At 66.4% G+C, this 18,819-nt stretch carries 16 protein-coding genes and 1 tRNA gene; 8 read left to right on the top strand and 9 right to left on the bottom strand.

The annotated features are described in order from the left end of the window. Window positions 1-88: 88 nt before the first annotated feature. From ACLFMY_RS01865 to typA, 8 genes are all read right to left on the bottom strand, one after another. Window positions 89-361, bottom strand: coding sequence for an HU family DNA-binding protein (locus tag ACLFMY_RS01865; protein WP_125197932.1), 273 nt, complete (start codon window positions 359-361; stop codon window positions 89-91). A 358-nt stretch (window positions 362-719) separates the two neighbouring features. Further along, a complete protein-coding gene (gene lon, locus ACLFMY_RS01860) occupies window positions 720-3,155 on the bottom strand; it encodes an endopeptidase La (RefSeq protein WP_410762811.1) in 2,436 nt (811 codons plus the stop codon). 209 nt (window positions 3,156-3,364) lie between these two features. Beyond that, window positions 3,365-4,684: an ATP-dependent Clp protease ATP-binding subunit ClpX gene (clpX, locus tag ACLFMY_RS01855; RefSeq protein ID WP_410762810.1), complete on the bottom strand. Its 1,320-nt coding sequence runs from the start codon at window positions 4,682-4,684 to the stop codon at window positions 3,365-3,367. Window positions 4,685-4,793: 109 nt separating this feature from the next. Then, window positions 4,794-5,441: an ATP-dependent Clp endopeptidase proteolytic subunit ClpP gene (clpP, locus tag ACLFMY_RS01850; RefSeq protein WP_410762809.1), complete on the bottom strand. Its 648-nt coding sequence runs from the start codon at window positions 5,439-5,441 to the stop codon at window positions 4,794-4,796. Window positions 5,442-5,520: 79 nt separating this feature from the next. Further along, window positions 5,521-6,810, bottom strand: a complete 1,290-nt coding sequence (gene tig / locus ACLFMY_RS01845; protein WP_410762808.1) for a trigger factor — start codon at window positions 6,808-6,810, stop codon at window positions 5,521-5,523. Window positions 6,811-6,890: 80 nt separating this feature from the next. Beyond that, window positions 6,891-6,975 (bottom strand) — tRNA-Leu (locus tag ACLFMY_RS01840). A gap of 111 nt (window positions 6,976-7,086) precedes the next feature. Further along, complete coding sequence (gene ffh / locus ACLFMY_RS01835) at window positions 7,087-8,439, bottom strand: signal recognition particle protein (RefSeq protein WP_410762807.1); 1,353 nt, start codon at window positions 8,437-8,439, stop codon at window positions 7,087-7,089. 75 nt (window positions 8,440-8,514) lie between these two features. Further along, a complete protein-coding gene (gene typA / locus ACLFMY_RS01830; protein ID WP_410762806.1) occupies window positions 8,515-10,344 on the bottom strand; it encodes a translational GTPase TypA in 1,830 nt (609 codons plus the stop codon). Between the two features lie 301 nt (window positions 10,345-10,645). Between typA and dapF the strand changes: the two genes are divergently transcribed. The 8 genes from dapF to mltF all read left to right on the top strand — a co-directional run bounded on the left by dapF (window position 10,646) and on the right by mltF (window position 18,053). Continuing rightward, the gene (gene dapF / locus ACLFMY_RS01825) at window positions 10,646-11,518 is read left to right on the top strand and encodes a diaminopimelate epimerase (protein ID WP_410762805.1); all 873 of its coding nucleotides are present in this window, start codon (window positions 10,646-10,648) and stop codon (window positions 11,516-11,518) included. A gap of 118 nt (window positions 11,519-11,636) precedes the next feature. Further along, window positions 11,637-12,329, top strand: coding sequence for a DUF484 family protein (locus tag ACLFMY_RS01820; protein WP_410762804.1), 693 nt, complete (start codon window positions 11,637-11,639; stop codon window positions 12,327-12,329). A 17-nt stretch (window positions 12,330-12,346) separates the two neighbouring features. Then, window positions 12,347-13,324, top strand: coding sequence for a tyrosine recombinase XerC (locus tag ACLFMY_RS01815; protein WP_410762802.1), 978 nt, complete (start codon window positions 12,347-12,349; stop codon window positions 13,322-13,324). Window positions 13,325-13,445: 121 nt separating this feature from the next. Continuing rightward, window positions 13,446-13,994 (top strand): ATP-dependent protease subunit HslV, encoded by a 549-nt coding sequence (hslV, locus tag ACLFMY_RS01810; protein ID WP_410762800.1) that lies wholly within the window; start codon window positions 13,446-13,448, stop codon window positions 13,992-13,994. Then, window positions 13,991-15,322: an ATP-dependent protease ATPase subunit HslU gene (gene hslU / locus ACLFMY_RS01805; RefSeq protein WP_410762813.1), complete on the top strand. Its 1,332-nt coding sequence runs from the start codon at window positions 13,991-13,993 to the stop codon at window positions 15,320-15,322. Before hslV ends, hslU begins: the two co-directional genes overlap by 4 nt. A 12-nt stretch (window positions 15,323-15,334) precedes the next feature. Continuing rightward, window positions 15,335-15,784, top strand: a complete 450-nt coding sequence (locus ACLFMY_RS01800; RefSeq protein ID WP_410762799.1) for a gamma-butyrobetaine hydroxylase-like domain-containing protein — start codon at window positions 15,335-15,337, stop codon at window positions 15,782-15,784. 50 nt (window positions 15,785-15,834) lie between these two features. Further along, window positions 15,835-16,578, top strand: coding sequence for a bifunctional demethylmenaquinone methyltransferase/2-methoxy-6-polyprenyl-1,4-benzoquinol methylase UbiE (ubiE, locus tag ACLFMY_RS01795; protein ID WP_410762798.1), 744 nt, complete (start codon window positions 15,835-15,837; stop codon window positions 16,576-16,578). Next, window positions 16,575-18,053 (top strand): membrane-bound lytic murein transglycosylase MltF, encoded by a 1,479-nt coding sequence (gene mltF, locus ACLFMY_RS01790; RefSeq protein WP_410762797.1) that lies wholly within the window; start codon window positions 16,575-16,577, stop codon window positions 18,051-18,053. Before ubiE ends, mltF begins: the two co-directional genes overlap by 4 nt. Before the next feature lie 60 nt (window positions 18,054-18,113). Here the strand turns inward: mltF and pyrF are convergent, their stop codons facing one another. Then, entirely contained in the window at window positions 18,114-18,815 is a 702-nt protein-coding gene (gene pyrF, locus ACLFMY_RS01785) for an orotidine-5'-phosphate decarboxylase (protein ID WP_410762796.1), read from the bottom strand. Between the last annotated feature and the right edge of the window lie 4 nt (window positions 18,816-18,819).

The raw sequence follows: 18,819 nt of genomic DNA, 5'->3' as shown, positions 1-18,819 counted from the left end.
AAAAGAAAGGGGCGTTACCGCCCCTTTCCCGTGAGTGCGCCGACCGGTTCCGTGCCGGCGCGCACTCGAGTAAACCTGACCGTCGGGATCAGTTGACCGCGTCTTTCAGGCCCTTGCCTGCCTTGAACGACGGCAGCTTGGAAGCCTTGATGTTGATCGTCTCGCCGGTGCGCGGGTTGCGACCGGTGCGGGCCTCACGCTCGCGAACGAGAAAGGTGCCGAAGCCGACCAGCGTGACCTGATCGCCCTTCTTCAATGCACCACCAACGGCATCGATGAAACCATCCAGGGCACTCGCGGCCGCCGACTTGGAAATACCGGCATTATCGGCCATCGCATCGATCAGTTCAGATTTATTCATACCTTGTCATCCCTTGGTGAAAGAAGTGTCTGCTCGGGTTCCGGTCCAACGCGCGTCAGCATCACTACGCGGCGCGGCTGGCCACCGCACGGAAACAGCGAGGTCAGTTATACAAGTCGGACCTTCGGGATGTCAACACGCAAGTGGCCCGCCACAAAGGGCTTGGTGGCGCGATTACAACGTTCGTCCAGACCCGCGACCGGATCGTTTTCACCGCGACGCTCACCGACTCGCACCTTTTCCATTCCGATCCCGACAGAAAACGCCCCGGCAGTGCACCGGGGCGTCGCGTGAATCGATGGCGGCATGACGCCGTGCCCGGAGCCCACCGGCGACCGGGTCCGGCGCATCGGGGCGGTCAGTGGGCCAGGTTCTTGCCCTTGCCGCCGCGCTTCTTCTTCTCGATCAGGCCGACGTCGCCCGAGGGCGTGGTCTCGTTGGGCATCGGCATGCGCACGAGCGCCGCCTCGAGCACCTGGTCGATCCACCGCACCGGGCGGATGTCGAGCTTCTTCTTGATCTGGTCGGGGATCTCGACCAGGTCCTTGCGGTTCTGCTCGGGGATCAGCACCGTCTCGATGCCGCCCCGCTGGGCGGCCAGCAGCTTCTCCTTGAGCCCGCCGATGGGCAGCACCTCGCCGCGCAGGGTGATCTCGCCGGTCATGCCGACCGTCGCCTTGACCGGGATGCCGGTCAGTGCCGAGACGATCGCCGTGCACATCGCGCTGCCGGCGGACGGACCGTCCTTCGGCGTCGCCCCTTCGGGCACGTGAACGTGAATGTCGCACTTCTGGTTGAAGTCCGGTTCGATGCCGAGGGTGTCAGCCCGGGCGCGCACGACCGTGAGCGCGGCCTGGATGGATTCCTGCATCACCTCGCCGAGCTTGCCGGTGTACTTGAGGTTGCCCTTGCCCGGCACGGTGGTCGCCTCGATGGTCAGCAGATCCCCGCCGACCTCGGTCCAGGCGAGACCCGTGACCTGACCGACCTGGTCGGTCTCCTCGGCACGACCGTAGTCGAAACGCTGCACGCCGAGGTACTTGTCGAGGTTCTTCGGCGTGACCGAGACCCCCTTCTTGTCTCTGGCGGTGATCAGCTCGCGCACCACCTTGCGGCAGATCTTGGCCAGCTCGCGCTCGAGATTGCGCACCCCCGCCTCGCGGGTGTAGTGGCGAATGATGTCGCGGATGGCGTTGTCGCTGACCTTGAGCTCGCCCTCCTCGAGGCCGTTCGCCTTGATCTGCTTGGGCAGCAGGTAGCGCTTGGCGATCTCCGTCTTTTCGTCCTCGGTGTAGCCGGCGATGCGGATGGTCTCCATCCGGTCGAGCAGCGGGCCGGGGATGTTGTAGCTGTTCGCCGTGCAGACGAACATCACCTCGGACAGATCGATGTCGACGTCCATGTAGTGGTCGGCGAAGGCCTTGTTCTGCTCGGGGTCGAGCACCTCGAGCATCGCAGCGGCCGGGTCGCCGCGGAAATCCGAGGCCATCTTGTCGATCTCGTCCAGGAGGATCAGCGGGTTCCTGGTGCCGACCTTGGTCAGCGCCTGAACGATGCGGCCCGGCAACGCGCCGACGTAGGTGCGCCGGTGACCGCGGATCTCGGCATCGTCACGCACGCCACCCAAAGCGATGCGACCGAACTTGCGGTTGGTCGCCTTGGCGATCGACTGGCCCAGCGAGGTCTTGCCCACGCCCGGCGGGCCGACGAGACACAGGATCGGGCCGGCCATCTTGCGCACGCGGGTCTGGACCGCGAGGTACTCGATGATCCGCTCCTTGACCTTCTCCAGGCCGAAGTGATCGGCCTCGAGCACCGCCTCGGCCGCCTCGAGATCGTGCTTGATGCGGGTGCGCTTCTTCCACGGCACCGCGACCATCCAGTCGAGGTAGCTGCGCACCACGGAGGCCTCGGCGGACATCGGCGACATCATCTTGAGCTTGTTCAGCTCGGACTTCGCCTTCTCGCGTGCCTCCTTGGTCATGCCAGCCTTCTCGATCTTGTCCTCGAGCTCGTCGAGCTCGTTGCCGCCGTCCTCGAGCTCGCCGAGTTCCTTCTGGATGGCCTTCATCTGCTCGTTGAGGTAGTACTCGCGCTGGCTTTTCTCCATCTGCTGCTTGACGCGACCGCGGATGCGACGCTCGACCTGCAGCGTGTCGATTTCGGACTCGATCAGCATCATCAGGCGCTCGATGCGCTCGCGCAGATCCATCATCTCCAGGATCGACTGCTTCTCTTCGATGCCCAGCGCCATGTGGGCGGCGATGGTGTCGGCCAGGCGGGAGACGTCGTCGATCCCCGACAGCGAGGTCAGCACCTCCGGCGGGGTCTTCTTGTTGAGCTTGACGTAGCTCTCGAACTGGTTGAGCAGGGCGCGGGCCTCGAGTTCGATCTCGCGCTCGTCGACGCCGGTCGGCGCCTCGATGGATTGCACCTCGGCGGTCAGGTGACCGTCATGCTCCCGGACCGAGGACAAGGCCACCCGCTCGATCCCCTCGACCAGCACCTTGATCGTGCCGTCCGGCAGCTTGTGCAGCTGAAGGATCGAGGCCAGCGTGCCCACCCCGTGCAGGTCCTCGATGCCCGGGTCATCCTTTTCCGCATCCTTCTGGGCGACCAGCAGCAGCTGCTTGCTGCCCTTGACCGCCTCGTCCAGGGCCGCGACGGACTTGGGCCGCCCGACGAACAGCGGGATGACCATGTGCGGGTACACGACGACATCACGCAAAGGCAGTACGTCGACCTGCCGCGATGCCGCCGAGACGTTTTCGGGAGACTGTTCGGGATATGTCATGTTTTCGGTATACCTATGTCGCCCGGAGGGCGGTGCATTCGGGAAAAGGCCCGCGTTCACGCGGGTAACGATCTGCCGTAGACGTATGACCGGAGGATAGCTTTTCAACCCGGCGTTTTCATCGCCCCGACAGCGAGCCCGGACACGAAAACACCCCGCGAAGCGGGGTGCCTGGAGGTCGGGCCGCCGATGGACGGACGCTCGAAGACTCAGCGATCCGAGGAGGCCTTGTCGCGCTCGACCGGCGACGAGCGATCTCCGCCACCCTGCCGCTTGTCGCCCTGGTAGACGATGTAGGGGTCCGACTCGCCGCGGATCACCGCACCGTCGACGACCACCTTCTCGACATTCTCCAGCGACGGCACCTCGTACATGGTGTCGAGCAGGATGTGCTCCATGATGGTCCGCAGCCCGCGCGCACCGGTGCGCCGCCGAATGGCCTTCTTCGCGATCTCGCGCAACGCATCCTCGCGGAACTCCAGCTCGACGTCCTCCATCTCGAACAGGCGCTCGTACTGCTTGGTCAGCGCGTTCTTCGGTTCGGTCAGAATCCGGATCAGGGCGTCCTCGTCGAGCTCGGTCAGGGTCGCGATGACCGGCAGGCGGCCGATGAACTCGGGGATCAGGCCAAAGCGCGTGAGGTCCTCGGACTCGATCTGCTCCATGAGCTGATCGGTGGCCTTGCGGTCGAGCTCGGACTTCACCTCGGCCGAAAAGCCGATGCCGCCTTTTTCCACCCGTTGCCGGATGATGTTTTCCAGGCCGGCGAACGCCCCGCCGCAGATGAACAGCATGTTGCTGGTGTCGATCTGGACGAATTCCTGCTGCGGATGCTTGCGCCCGCCCTGTGGCGGCACCGAGGCGGTGGTGCCCTCGATCATCTTCAACAGCGCCTGCTGCACGCCCTCGCCGGAGACATCGCGGGTGATCGACGGGTTCTCCGACTTGCGGGTGATCTTGTCGATCTCGTCGATGTAGATGATGCCGTGCTGGGCCTTCTCGACGTCGTAGTCGCAGCGCTGCAGCAGTTTCTGCAGGATGTTCTCGACGTCCTCGCCGACATACCCGGCCTCGGTGAGCGTGGTGGCATCGGCGATGGTGAACGGCACGTCCAGCACGCGGGCGAGCGTCTGGGCGAGCAGGGTCTTGCCCGAACCCGTCGGGCCGATCAGGAGGATGTTCGACTTCGACAGCTCGACGTCGTCCTCGTCTTCCCCCCGACGGCGCTCGCCGAACAGGTTCAGCCGCTTGTAGTGGTTGTAGACGGCCACCGCCAGGGCCCGCTTGGCCGGCGTCTGGCCGATGACGTACTCGTCGAGGGCGGCAACCAGTTCATGGGGCGTCGGCAACCGCGTGGGGCCACCCTCGCCCTCGGCCTCCACTTCTTCGCGCAGGATGTCGTTGCACAACTCGACGCACTCGTCGCAGATGTAGATGTTCGGACCGGCGATGAGCTTCTTCACCTCGTCCTGGCTCTTGCCGCAGAACGAGCAGATCAGATCCTGCGTCTCTTTCGTCTTGTCAGCCATTGCTGTTCTCGTCGAACCTCTTGGGTCGGGCCTGAGCCGTCACGCGGGGCAACAGGCCGGCTGAATGGCGGCTCGGGTGACGGCGGCACCCGGTCGGCGGGGCCTCGCCTCAGTCGGCGCGGCCGGCCTCCTTGCGGCTGGTGAGCACCTTGTCCACCAGATTGTAGTCACAAGCCTCGGGCGCCGTCATGAAGTTGTCGCGATCGGTGTCGCGCTCCAGTTCCTCGAGGCTGCGGCCGGTGTGGTGGGCCAGGATCGAAGTGAGCCGCTCGCGCAGCTTGATGATCTCCTCGGCGTGGATCTTGATGTCCGAGGCCTGGCCCTGGAACCCGCCCAGCGGCTGGTGGATCATGATCCGCGAGTTCGGCAGCGCGTAGCGCTTGCCCTCCGCCCCGCCGGCGAGCAGGAACGAGCCCATGCTGGCCGCCTGGCCGATGCACAACGTCGAGACGTCCGGCTTGATGAACTGCATGGTGTCGTAGATCGCCATGCCGGAGGTGACGACGCCACCCGGGGAGTTGATGTAGAGGTGGATGTCCTTGTCCGGGTTCTCGGATTCCAGGAACAGCAGCTGGGCGACGATCAAGTTCGCCATCTGGTCCTCGATCGGCCCGACGACGAAGATCACGCGCTCCTTGAGCAGGCGCGAGTAGATGTCGTAGGCACGCTCGCCCCGCGAGCTCTGCTCGACGACCATCGGCACGAGGGCATTCATTTCCGGTTGTCCGCCACTCAAGCGATCAAACGCCTCTTTCATTCATCACCTCGGTATAAACGGTTCGGCCGCCAAGAAGGCGGCCTGGATCCTGACGGGCGGGTCGCAAGCCGCGGGGCAATCAGCCCTGCGGGTTCATCAGTTCCTTGAACGGAACCTTCTTCTCGCTGACCTTCGCCTTGTCGAGAATATGCTCGACCGCCTGTTCTTCAAGAACCACGGTGCGGGCATTGCTCATCATCTGGTGGTCGCCCTTGTAGTGTGCCACCACCTGCTCCGGCTCGTCGTAGGCCGCGGCGATCTCGTTGATGAACGCGTCGACGCGCTCGTCTTCCGGCTTGAGATCGGCTGACCGGACCACTTCCATGATCACCAGACCCATGCGCACGCGCTTCTCGGCCTGCTCGCGGAACAGCGACGGGTCGAGCTTGCTGGCATCCGCCTGCGGCATCTGGTTGCGGACGAACTGGTCGCGCATGTTCACGGCCTCGTCGTCGATCAGCGCGGACGGCACGTCGAACTCCAGCGAGTCGGTCAGGGCCTCGATGGTGCGGTCCTTGTTGCGACGACGCATGGTCTGCTTGAGTTCGCGCTCCATGTTCTCGCGCACGTCCTCGCGGAGTTTCTCCGCCGACTCGGCGCCGAACTTCTTGGCGAACTCGTCGTCGAGCTCGGGCAGCACCTGCTCTTCGACCTTGGTCGCCTCGATCTCGAACTCCGCGGTCTTGCCGGCCAGGTGCTCGGCCTGGTAGTCCTCGGGGAAGTTCACCTCGATGGTGACCGGCTCGCCCGGCTTGATGCCCGTCAGGCCCTTCTCGAAGTCCGGCAACATCTGGCCTTCGCCCAGAATCACCTCGACATCCTCGGCGGAACCGCCCTCGAAGGGCTCGCCGTCGATCTTGCCGACGAAGTTGATGGTGACCTTCTCGCCCTTGCGCGCCTTGTGGCGGACCTTCTTCCAGTCCGCGTTCTGCTTGCGCAGGGTGTCGATCATCTCGTCGACGTCCTCGTCGGTGACCTCGCTGGTCAGCGTCTCCACCTCGAGCCTGGACAGGTCGCCCAGATCGATCTCCGGGTAGACCTCCACGGAGGCGACGAACTTCAGCGCCTCGCCCGCCTCGCCCTCGACGGACTCGATGCTCGGCTGGCCGGCCACGCGCAGTTCCTTCTCCTCGACGGCCTTCTGGAAGCTCTGACCCATGACCTCGCTGACGACGTCGTCACGCACCCGGCCGCCGTACTGCATCCGGATGACCGAGAGCGGCGCCTTGCCCGGACGGAAACCGTCGATGCGAACGCGGCCGCGCATGTCCTTGAGCCTCTTTTCGACCTGCTCGTCGATCTCGTTGGCGGGAACCTCGATTTCCAGGCGACGGGTCAGGCCCTCGGCCGGCTGCAATTCAACCTGCATGGATGTCATACCTCAAAAGAAACGAATGTCTGAATGTTACGGTCCGGCCGCCGTCCGCGACCGAACAAATCATGGGAATCTGGTGCGAGAGGAGAGACTCGAACTCTCACGCCGTAAGGCGCTGGAACCTAAATCCAGTGCGTCTACCAATTCCGCCACTCTCGCCGGGGCTACCGATCAAAGCGCGCCAGTATACCGGAGGCACACCCGCGCCCAAAGCTGACGGGGAAATCCGGCACCGGAGGGCCCTGTGGCCATTGGGGAGACGGCGGGCCGTCAGAACGGCAGGCCCGGCATGCGCCCCTTCATGGAGCGCATCATCTTCTTCATCCCGCCGCCGGAGAGCTTCTTCATCATGTCGCGCATGTCGCGGTACTGCTTGAGCAGGCGATTGACGTCCTGCACCTGCATCCCCGAGCCATTGGCGATCCGGCGCTTTCGCGAGCCCTTGATGATGTCAGGGCGCTGGCGCTCCCCCGGGGTCATCGAGTCGATGATGGCGATCATGCGCTTGATGTCCTTGTCGTCGATGTGCTTCTGCGCATCGGCACCGAGCTTGCCCATGCCGGGCAGCTTGTCCATCAGGCCGCCCATGCCGCCCATCTTGAGCATCTGGTTGAACTGGTCACGCATGTCCTCGAGCGTGAAGCCCTTGCCCGAGCGCACCTTGTCGGCCAGTTCCCTGGCCTTGTCGGCATCGACGGTTTCCTGCGCCTGCTCGACCAGCGAGACCACGTCGCCCATGCCGAGGATGCGCGAGGCGATCCGGTCGGGATGGAACGGCTCGAGCGCATCGAGCTTCTCGCCCACGCCGAGAAACTTGATCGGCTTGCCGGTAACCTGCCGCACCGACAGCGCCGCCCCGCCTCGGGCGTCGCCGTCGGCCTTGGTCAGGATCACGCCCGTCAACGGCAACTGCTCGTGGAAGGCCTGGGCGGTGTTGGCCGCGTCCTGGCCGGTCATCGAGTCGACGACGAACAGCGTCTCGACCGGGTCGACCGCCCCGTGGATCCGGGCGACCTCGCCCATCATCTCCTCGTCGACGTGCAGGCGACCGGCGGTATCGACGATCAGCACGTCGTAGAACTTGAGCTCGGCCTCCTTGCGGGCGGCCTTCGCGATCTCGACCGGGTCCTGGTCACTGGTCGACGGGAAGAAGTCCACGCCCACCTGCTTGGCGACCGTCTCGAGCTGGTCGATCGCCGCCGGGCGATAGACGTCTGCCGAGACCACCAGCACCTTCTTTTTCTTCTGCTTTAGCCAGCGGCCGAGCTTGCCGGCGGTGGTCGTTTTGCCCGCGCCCTGCAGGCCGGCCATCAGGATCACGGCCGGGGGACGGGCGGCGAGATCGAGCTCGGCGTTTTCCGAGCCCATCAGGCGGGTCAGCTCGTCGTTGACGATCTTGACGAACACCTGGCCCGGCTGGAGGCTCTTGGCCACCTCCGCGCCGACGGCACGCTCGCGCACGTCCTTGATGAACTCGCGCACCACCGGCAGGGCCACGTCGGCCTCCAGCAGCGCCATGCGCACTTCGCGCAGGGCATCCTTGATGTTGTCCTCGGTCAGGCGACCCTGGCCCTTCAGGCCATCGAGCAGCCCGCCGAGGCGCTTGGAGAGATTGTCAAACATGCGTCATCCACTCCTGCCCGTGACGATCCGGACCGGTAACACGATCCGGGACGATGGGGACGACCGCGACGCGCGTCAAGCGCTGCGGGCAGCGCGCTTGCGCTCGTTCTCGGTCAGGTGCTTCTTGCGGATCCGTACCGACTCGGGCGTGACCTCGACCAGCTCGTCATCATCGATGAACTCCAGCGCCTGCTCAAGCGTGTAACGCTCCGGCGGGGTCAGGGTGAGCGCCTCGTCGGTACCGGCGGCACGCACGTTGGTCAGCTTCTTGCCCTTGAGCACGTTGACGGTCAGGTCGTTGTCGCGGGCGTGGATGCCGACGACCTGGCCCTCGTAGACCTCGTCGCCGTGACCGATCATCAGCCGGCCGCGGTCCTGCAGGTTGAACAGGGCATAGGCGAGCGCCTTGCCGGTGTCCGAGGCGACCAGCACGCCGTTGTTCCGCTGACCCACCATGCCCGGCTGGTAGGGGCCGTAGTGATCGAACACCGAGAACAGCAGGCCGCTACCCTGCGTGGCGGTGAGGAACTCGGTGCGGAAACCGATCAGCCCGCGCGAGGGGATGATGAACTCCAGGCGCACGCGCCCCTGGCCGTCCGGCTCCATGTTGCGCATCTCGCCACGGCGCTCGCCGATTTTCTCCATCACGCCGCCCTGGTGCTGCTCCTCGATGTCGACGACCAGCTGCTCGTAGGGCTCCTGCTTCTCGCCGTCGACCTCGCGGACGATGACCTCCGGACGCGAGACGCCCAGCTCGTAGCCCTCGCGGCGCATGTTCTCGATCAGCACCGACAGGTGCAGTTCGCCGCGGCCGGAGACGCGGAACTTGTCCGGGTCCTCGAGCTGCTCGACGCGCAGCGCGACGTTGTGGACCAGCTCGCGCTCGAGGCGCTCGCGGATCTGGCGACTGGTGAGGAACTTGCCCTCGCGACCGGCGAACGGCGAGGTGTTGACCTGGAAGGTCATCGAGACGGTCGGCTCGTCGACGGTGAGCGCCGGCAGCGCCTCGACGTTCTCCGGATCACAGAGCGTGTCCGAGATATAGAGCGGGTCGATGCCGGAGAAGGCGATGATGTCGCCGGCTTGGGCCGAGTCGACCTCGATGCGATCCAGGCCGTGGAAGCCCATGACCTGCAGGACGCGGCCATTGCGCACCTCGCCCTCGCGACCGATGACCTTGACCGGGGTATTGGTCGAGACCTTGCCGCGCTTGACCCGGCCGACACCGATCACGCCGACGTACGGGTTGTAGTCGAGGCTGGAGACCTGCATCTGGAACGGACCGTCCGGATCGACGTCCGGCGCCGGCACGCGCTCGGCGATCGCCTCGAACAGCGGCGTCATGTCGCCTTCGCGGACCGTATCGTCGAGGCTGGCGTAGCCGTTGAGCGCGGAGGCGTAGACGATCGGGAAGTCGAGCTGCTCGTCGGTCGCGCCCAGGCGGTCGAACAGGTCGAAGACCTCGTTGATCACCCAGTCCGGACGCGCGCCCGGGCGGTCGATCTTGTTGACCACCACGATGGGTTTCAAGCCGTGCTCGAAGGCCTTCTGGGTGACGAAGCGCGTCTGCGGCATGGGGCCGTCGACGGCGTCGACCAGCAGCAGTACCGAGTCGACCATCGACATGACCCGCTCGACCTCGCCGCCGAAGTCGGCGTGTCCCGGGGTGTCGACGATGTTGATGCGCCAGTCCTCACCCTTCGGGGACTGCCACTTGATCGCCGTGTTCTTGGCCAGGATCGTGATACCCCGTTCCTTCTCGATCTGGTTGGAGTCCATGACCCGCTCGCCGTGGTCGGCGCGGGCGTCGAGGGTGCCGGATTGCTGCAGCAGACGGTCGACGAGGGTGGTCTTGCCATGGTCGACGTGGGCGATAATGGCGATATTGCGAAGATTGGCGATCACGAAAAGCGGTCCAAGGGGTTGAAATAAGGGCGCGCAGTATAACCATAAACCGGCCCGATACCGAGGCGGATTCATGAAATAGCTCCATTTCATCCCGATACCGGGACCACCTCCCGGTTCGGATTCGACAAGTCCATTCAAATCCACTGCTCCTCGCCGGCCATCCTGCCGTGGAAGATGGGACAGCATCACGGCGACCTGCGCAGCGGGCCCATATGCCACATCGGTCGGCCGAACGATGTCCGGCGGTGAATGTTAGACTTTGGCGGGTAATCGACGGACAACAGAACGGGGAGCGCGAATGGCCGATCGGCTGGCATTCACGAAGATGCAGGGGCTGGGCAACGACTTCATGGTGATCGACGCGGTCAGCCATGACATCGACCCCGACCCCCTGCTCACCGCCGAACGGATCCGCCGCTGGTCCGATCGGCATTTCGGCATCGGTTTCGACCAGCTGCTGCTCGTCGAGACCTCGCACCGCCGGGACATGGACTTCCGCTATCGCATCTTCAATGCCGACGGGGGCGAGGTGGAGCAGTGCGGCAACGGCGCGCGCTGCTTTGCCCGCTACGTGGCCGAGCGGGGGCTGACGCGCCGCCGGGACATCCGGGTCGAGACCGCCGGCGGACCCATCGTGCTCAGCCTCACTGACGACAACCGGGTGCGCGTGGACATGGGGCACCCCCGTTTCGAGCCCGAGGCCATCCCGTTCAAGCCACCGATCACGGAAACCGCCCCGCCCTATTCACTGATGCTCAGCGGCCGCCCCGGCGGGATCGACCAGGTCCGCGCGGACGTGGTGTCCATGGGCAACCCGCATGCCGTCGTCCAGGTCGACGACCTCGACCGGTATCCGGTGGCGGAAGCTGGTGCGGCAATCGAGTCCCACCCGGCCTTTCCCCGCCGGGTCAACGCCGGATTCGTCCAGCAACTGGCCCCGGACCACATCCGGCTGCGGGTCTTCGAGCGCGGTGCCGGAGAGACGCTGGCCTGCGGCACGGGGGCCTGCGCGGCGGTGGCCGCGGGGATCCGTGCCGGGCGTCTACGTTCCCCCTGCCGGGTCGAGTTGCGGGGCGGTGAACTGTCGATCGAATGGTCGGGTGATGACGAGCGGCCGCTCTACATGACGGGTCCTGCCGAGTTCGTCTTCGATGGCAGCGTGCCGCTGTAGAGCGGGCCATGCGGGCACTGCCCGCGCGGGATTGCCGCACCGGGACGGCGGGAGTAAGGTGGTCAGGGGAACCCGGAAGACAGGGTGTGCCAGCGAAAATCGACACAAGGGATGATGCATGAGCGATAACGTGGCCTTCGAACTCGCCGACCGGGACAGGGAAGCCGAACCGTCCGGCAATGACGCACTCTCCGCCCAGGAGGTGGTCGACTACCTCGACCGGCATCCCGATCTTCTGGTCGACCACCCGGAACTCATCGAGCGCCTGGAACTGCCCGGCCCGCCGGCACCGGCCGCCTCCCTGCACCACTGGCAGTTGCGGCGCTGGCGCGGCCAGGCCAATCGTCATCGCCAGGCCCTCGACCAACTGCACCGGGTGGCCGAAGAGAACGCCGTTGCCGATCGGCTGCTGCACCGGTTCTGCCAGGCACTACTGGAAGCCGACGACCGCAGTCACGAGATGCTCGATCGCCTGATCAAGAAGACCTTCGAGGTGGATGCCAGCCGGGTGGCCGCCCTCGCCGACCTCGGGCAGGCAAGCCGGAAGCAGCTGGCCGGCTGGCTGGACAACCCCTTTCCCCACTGCGGCCGCATCACGGACACGGTCCGCGAGGAACTGTTCGGGCCGGCACTGGCCCAGACCGGCTCGGCCGCACTGATCGCCGTGCGCGCCGGCGGTGCGGATCACACCACCCACGTCGTCGCCCTCGGGCGCCACACTCCCGACGGCTTCAACCCGGCGCAGGGCACGCACTTTCTCGAACAGATCGGCGAACTCGCCGCCGCCTTCCTGCCGGCACCCGGAGCCTAATCCCGCCGATCACGGTCATGGCATCCGCGAGCACCAGACTGGACGAGGCCCTCGAGAACGCTGGCCGTCAGCTTGACGGGGACCATCGCCTCGTCAAGCTGACGAAGGGCGCCTATCGGGCCACCTGGGAACGCCTCGCGGCTCACCTCCGACAGGCCGGCCTCCACGACCCAGGCCAGGTCGACGACCGGATATTGCGGGGCTTTTTGGCACAACTGGCACGGGACGGCCTATCCCCCCGGTCCATCGGCCGACACGTGAGCGCCCTCAAGTGGCTGCTCGGGACCTGGCAGCGCCACGGCGTGCCCTGCCCCGCCGACGCCCTGCTCCTCAAGGCCCCAAGGGCCCCGAGACGTCTGCCCCAGGCCCCGGACGTCGAGACCGTTTCCCGCCTGCTCGACCCAACAAGCCGCACCGGCACCACCCCGCCTGCCGGCGAGGACAACCGCTCGCGAGAGGTGCGCGACCGCTGCCTGTTCGAATGGCTCTACGGCAGCGGCCTGCGCCTGAGCGAAGTGGTCTCGCTGGACCTGGACGCAGTCGATCGCGCCAACGGCCAAGTGCGGGTCACCGGCAAGCGGAACAAGACCCGCATCGTACCGGTCGGGCGCAAGGCGGCCGAGGCGCTCGAAGCCTGGCTTCCTCTGCGCGCCCGCTGGGCCCGTCCGGACGAGCCGGCCGTGTTCATCAGCCACCTCGGCCGCCGCCTAACGACACGCACCGTGCAGCGGCGCCTCGAGCGACTCAGCCGCAGTCGCGGGCTGAGCGAGCCGCTGCATCCGCACCAGTTGCGCCACGCCTTCGCCACGCACGTGTTGGAGAGTTCCGGCGACCTGCGCGCCGTGCAGGAAATGCTCGGTCACGAGAGCCTCTCGACTACGCAGATCTACACTCACCTGGATTTCCAGCACCTGATGTCGGTCTACGAGAAGGCCCATCCGCGTGCCGGGCGCCAGCCCGTCGAGGGTGGTTCCGAGGATTCCGGGCAGACTTGAATTTCCTCCGGATGCCTCCATGGTGGGCTGTTCGTGCACACGCGGGGGCGATGGAGATGACGGAACGACACGTTCCCGACCGTCGGCCCCGGGCTCAACCAACCAGTACCAAGGGGTTCCCATGGCCCACCAGGAAGAGACGCTCTACGGCACCACCATCCTCTGCCTGCGCAAGAACGGGCGCACGGTCATCGGCGGCGATGGCCAGGTCACCCTCGGCCACACCGTGGTCAAGGGCAATGCCCGCAAGGTGCGCACGCTCTACCAGGGGCAGGTGATCGCGGGCTTCGCCGGGGCGACGGCCGACGCCTTCACCCTGTTCGAACGCTTCGAGGCCAATCTCGAGAAATACAGCGGCAACCTGCTGCGCTCGGCGGTCGAACTGGCCAAGGACTGGCGTACCGACCGCATGATGCGTCGACTCGAGGCGATGCTGGTGGTGGCCGACCGTAACGCCATGCTCACCATCAGCGGCAACGGCGACGTGATCGAACCCGAGGACTCGCTGATCGCCATCGGCTCGGGCGGCGCCTACGCGCAGTCGGCCGCCACCGCCCTGATGCGCCACTCGGATCTCCCCGCGCGGGAGACCGTGGAAACCGCGCTGCACATCGCCGGCGACATCTGCATCTACACCAATCACCAGCTGACCATCGAAGAGCTCGACTGATGAATTTCACTCCCGCACAGATCGTCTCGGAACTCGACAAGCACATCGTCGGCCAGCAGGCCGCCAAGAAGGCGGTCGCCATCGCGCTCAGGAATCGCTGGCGGCGCCAGCAGGTCGACGAGCCGCTCAAGAGCGAGATCACGCCGAAGAACATCCTGATGATCGGCCCGACCGGCGTGGGCAAGACCGAGATCGCCCGTCGACTCGCCAAGCTCGCCAACGCCCCGTTCCTCAAGATCGAGGCGACCAAGTTCACCGAGGTGGGCTATGTCGGCCGCGATGTCGAGTCGATGATCCGGGACCTGGCCGAATACGCGCTCAAGATGTGCCGCCAGGAGGCCATGGTCGAGGTGCGTGACCGTGCTGGGGTGGCCGCCGAGGACCGGGTCCTCGACGCCCTGCTCCCGGCGCCGCGGGACAGCTGGTCGAGTGCCGACAGCCACGGTGACGAGGCCTACCGCAACACGCGCGAGAAGTTCCGCGAGAAGCTGCGCCGCGGCGAGCTCGACGACCGCGAGGTTGAGATCGAGCTGCGCCAGCAGCCCGCCGGCATCGACGTGATGACCCCGCCGGGCATGGAGGAGATGGCCAGCCAGCTGCGCTCGGTGTTCCAGAACATGGGACAGGGCAAGACGCAGACCCGGCGCATGACGATCAGCGAGGCCATGGCCGCACTGACCGAGGAGGAGGCCGCCAACCTCGTCAACGAGGAGGAAATCCGCGCGGAGGCGACCGAACGCGTCGAGCAGAACGGCATCGTGTTCATCGACGAGATCGACAAGGTGGCCAAGCGGGCCGAGCAGGGCGGCGAGGTCTCCCGCGAGGGCGTGCAACGCGACCTGCTGCCGCTGATCGAGGGCTCCACGGTGAGCACCAAGATCGGCATGGTCCGCACCGACCACATCCTGTTCATCGCCTCCGGCGCCTTCCACGTGGCCAGCCCCTCGGACCTGATCCCGGAGCTGCAGGGGCGTCTGCCCATCCGGGTCGAGCTCGAGGCACTGTCCAGCGACGACTTCGTGCGCATCCTGACCGAGCCCGACGCCGCCCTGACCCGACAGCACAAGGCGCTGCTGTCGGCCGAAGGCCTTGATGTGGAGTTCACCGACGACGCCATCCGCCGCATCGCGGAGATCGCCTTCGAGGTGAACCACCGCACCGAGAACATCGGCGCCCGCCGCCTGCAGACGGTCATGGAGCATCTGCTCGAGGACCTGAGCTTCGATGCGGACAGCCGGCCGGGCAAGCTGACGCTGGATGCCGACTTCGTCGAGGAACGACTGGGCGAACTGGCCCGCGACGAGGACCTGAGCCGTTACATCCTCTAGCCGGAGACCCTCATGAAGCCAACGAGCCCCCCTCCCAGCCGCATCCGGCTCGACAAGGACCGCCGGACCCTGTCCGTGACGTTCCCCGACGGCGCTGCCTTCGACCTGTCGGCGGAGTACCTGCGCGTGTTCAGCCCGTCGGCCGAGGTCCGCGGGCACGGCGGCGGCGAGATGATGCTGGTGCTGGGCAAGGAGCAGGTCCGGATCACCGATGTCCAGCCGGTGGGCCGTTACGCGGTCAAGCTGGTCTTCGACGACGGCCACGACAGCGGCCTGTACGACTGGGGCCTGTTGCGCGATCTGGGTGAGCGACAGGCGTCCAACTGGCGGTACTACCTCGACCGGCTGGCCGCCGCCGGTATCGAGCGGGACCCGGAACGACCGCCCGCGGCGGGCGGAACCCCCGCCTACGATGTATTATCGGCATCCGGACGTGACGGGAACGGCGGCAACCCCGAGTGAACCGCCGGGCCGCCGCCCCGCCCCATCGAGAACCCGACGAGAGAAGATCCATGAGCGAGAAGACGCATTTCGGCTACCGGGAAGTCCCCCGCGAGGAGAAGTCCCGGCTGGTGGGATCGGTCTTCGACTCCGTGGCCGGCCGCTACGACCTGATGAACGACGCGATGTCCTTCGGCATCCACCGCCTGTGGAAGCGGATCGCACTCGAGTACACGGGCCTGAGGCGCGGCGGGCAGGCACTGGACCTGGCCTCCGGCACCGGCGACCTGGCCGCCCGCATGGCGCGCATGGTCGGAGACGACGGCCTGGTGGTGCTGTCGGACATCAATGCCAGCATGCTGTCGATAGGCCGGGAGAAACTGGACGAACAGGGCATCTTCAACAACGTCGAGTACAGCCTCGCCAACGCCGAGGCGCTGCCCTTCGAGAACGATCGTTTCGACTGCGTGACCATCGGCTTCGGCCTGCGCAACGTCACCGACAAGGCCCGGGCACTCGCCGAGATGGCCCGCGTGATCAAGCCCGGCGGCCGGGTGGTGGTGCTCGAATTCTCGAAGCCGACCAACCCGGTGGTGGGTCGGCTGTATGACGCCTACTCCTTCTCTGCCCTGCCGGTGATGGGCAAGCTGCTGGCCAACGATGCCGACAGTTACCGCTATCTCGCCGAATCGATCCGCATGCACCCGGACCAGGAAACCCTCGAGCAGATGATGCTCGACAACGGTTTCGACCACGTCGACGTCCACAACCTCACCTTCGGCGTCGTCGCCATCCACGTGGGCTTCCGGTTTTGACCGAAGGGGTCCGAAAGCGCGGGATCGGCCGCTGGCTGATCCCGCTGATCGGCGTGGGCGCCCTCTTCGTGGCCCCTCTCCTCTGGTGGTCCGCCCAGTGGCTGCCCGGCGAACGCCCGGCCCGCCTGGCGGCCATCGACGTGGCCGAATCGTTCAGGCACACACCGCAACTCGAGCAGGTGATCAGGCGCGGCGTGCTGCGCGTGGCCACGCTGATCGAGCCATCCCTCTACATCCCGGACAGCTACCGCCCGCAGGGGCTGGAATACGATCTCGGCAAACGATTCGCCGAACGCCTCGGCGTCGAGGTGGAGTTCGTCGTGGTGCCCACCGTCGATGCCGCCTACCAGGCCCTCGAGGACAACCGGGCGGACCTGGCTGCCGCCGGCCTGCAGATCGACCCTGAGCGGCAGCAGCGTTTCCGTTACGGCCCTCCGTATCTCACCGTCAGTCGCAAGCTGCTGCATGCCAACGACCAGGCGGCGCCGAAAACGCTCGGCGACCTGTCGGGGGAGACGGTGGCTCTGCCCGCCGGATCGGCCAGCCTGCACTGGCTCGAACGGGAGCTGTCGCGTGACCGGCGACTGAACATCGACATCCGGCAGGAATCCGACAAGCTTGCCATCCTTCAGGGCATCCGCGACGGTCATATCCGGTACGCGGTCACCCTCTCGCACATCGCCCTGCTCACCCACAAGCTCTCGGACGACGTCGCCATCGGCCCGACGGTCGGTCCCCCCGTGTCGCTGGCCTGGGCGTTCTCCCGGCAGGCGGACGACTCCCTGTACCGCATCGCGCAGCGGTTCTTCGCCGACACCCGGCACGACCTGCAGCTCAAGGCCCTGGTCGACCGGCACTACGCACAGTTCGAGCGACTGGACGAATCCCTCTCCCGGCGCTTTCTCGGCGATCTGCAGGAGAAGGCCGCCCCCTACCTGAGAACCTTCCGCCAGGCCGGCGAGAGATACCGGATCGACTGGCGCCTGCTGGCCGCCGTCGGTTACCAGGAATCCAAGTGGCAACCCGATGCCGTCTCCCACCAGGGAGCCTACGGGCTGATGCAGATCACCCTGCCCACGGCCCGCGGCCTCGGTCTGAGCGATCCCACTGACCCGGTGGCCAACATCATGAGCGGCGCGAAATACATTGCCCAGCTGCGCGAACAGGTCCCGGAAGCGGCCATGGAGCCCGACCGCACCTACCTCGCACTGGCGGCCTACAACGTGGGCATCGGCCACCTCAGCGACGCGCTGGAACTCACCCGCGAGCAGGGGGGCTCTCCCGCGCACTGGAACGATGTCCGCGAGCGCCTGCTTCAGCTCTCCGATCCCGCCGTCTACCGCGACATGCGCTACGGCTATGCCCGGGGCAGCGAAACGGTCAACTACGTGGAGAACATCCGGGCTTTCCATGACCTGATGATCTGGGTCTCGACCCGCGATGCCCTGCTCAGGGACAACGGCAACGGCCCCTGAACGAGAAAGACCCGGCCGACTACGCCTCGGCGGGGTCCCGTCCTGCCGCCCTGGGAACGATCAGAGCGACGCGACGATGTCCTCCAGGACCCGGCCGGGCGACTGCGCTCCGGTGATCGGCCGCCCGATCACCAGACTGGTTGCCCCGGCGGCGAGCGCCTCGGATGGCGTCATCACCCGCCGCTGGTCGTCACGGGCACTGCCGGCCGGTCGCACGCCGGGGGTAACGACCAGGCTGCCGGCTCCGAAGCGCCGGCTCATGGCACCCGCCTCGTGGGCCGAGCAGACCACCCCGTCGAGCCCCGCTTCGACCACGAGACCTGCCAGCCGCTCCACCTGGGCGGCGGCCCCGCCGCTCACGCCCACCTCCGCGAGATCCGCGTCCTCCATGGAGGTCAGCACGGTCACGGCAATCAGGCCCGGGGCCTCCGGTCCCGGCTCGATGGCCTCGCGCGCGGCCTCGAGCATCCGACGCCCGCCACTGGCATGCACGTTCACCAGCGACACCTCGAGGTCACGGGCAGCCCGGCATGCCTGCCGGACGGTATTCGGGATATCGTGGAACTTGAGATCCAGGAAGACCGGGAAGCCCCGTTCCCGAGCCCACTCCACCACCGACGGACCCAACGCCGTGAAGGCCTCCTTGCCGATCTTTATGCCGCAGAGTGACGGGTCGAGCTCGCCCAGCAGTTCGCGGACCCGTTGCGGCCGGGCAGAATCCAGGGCCACGTAGACGCGCGGCTGCGGGCGGTGGGCACTCACGAGG

The sequence above is a fragment of the Guyparkeria sp. genome, from assembly GCF_046545975.1.
In the GTDB taxonomy this organism is placed as follows: domain Bacteria; phylum Pseudomonadota; class Gammaproteobacteria; order Halothiobacillales; family Halothiobacillaceae; genus Guyparkeria.
The sequence above is the reverse complement of the archived record's forward strand: the minus strand, read 5'-3'. Positions and strand labels throughout refer to the sequence as shown.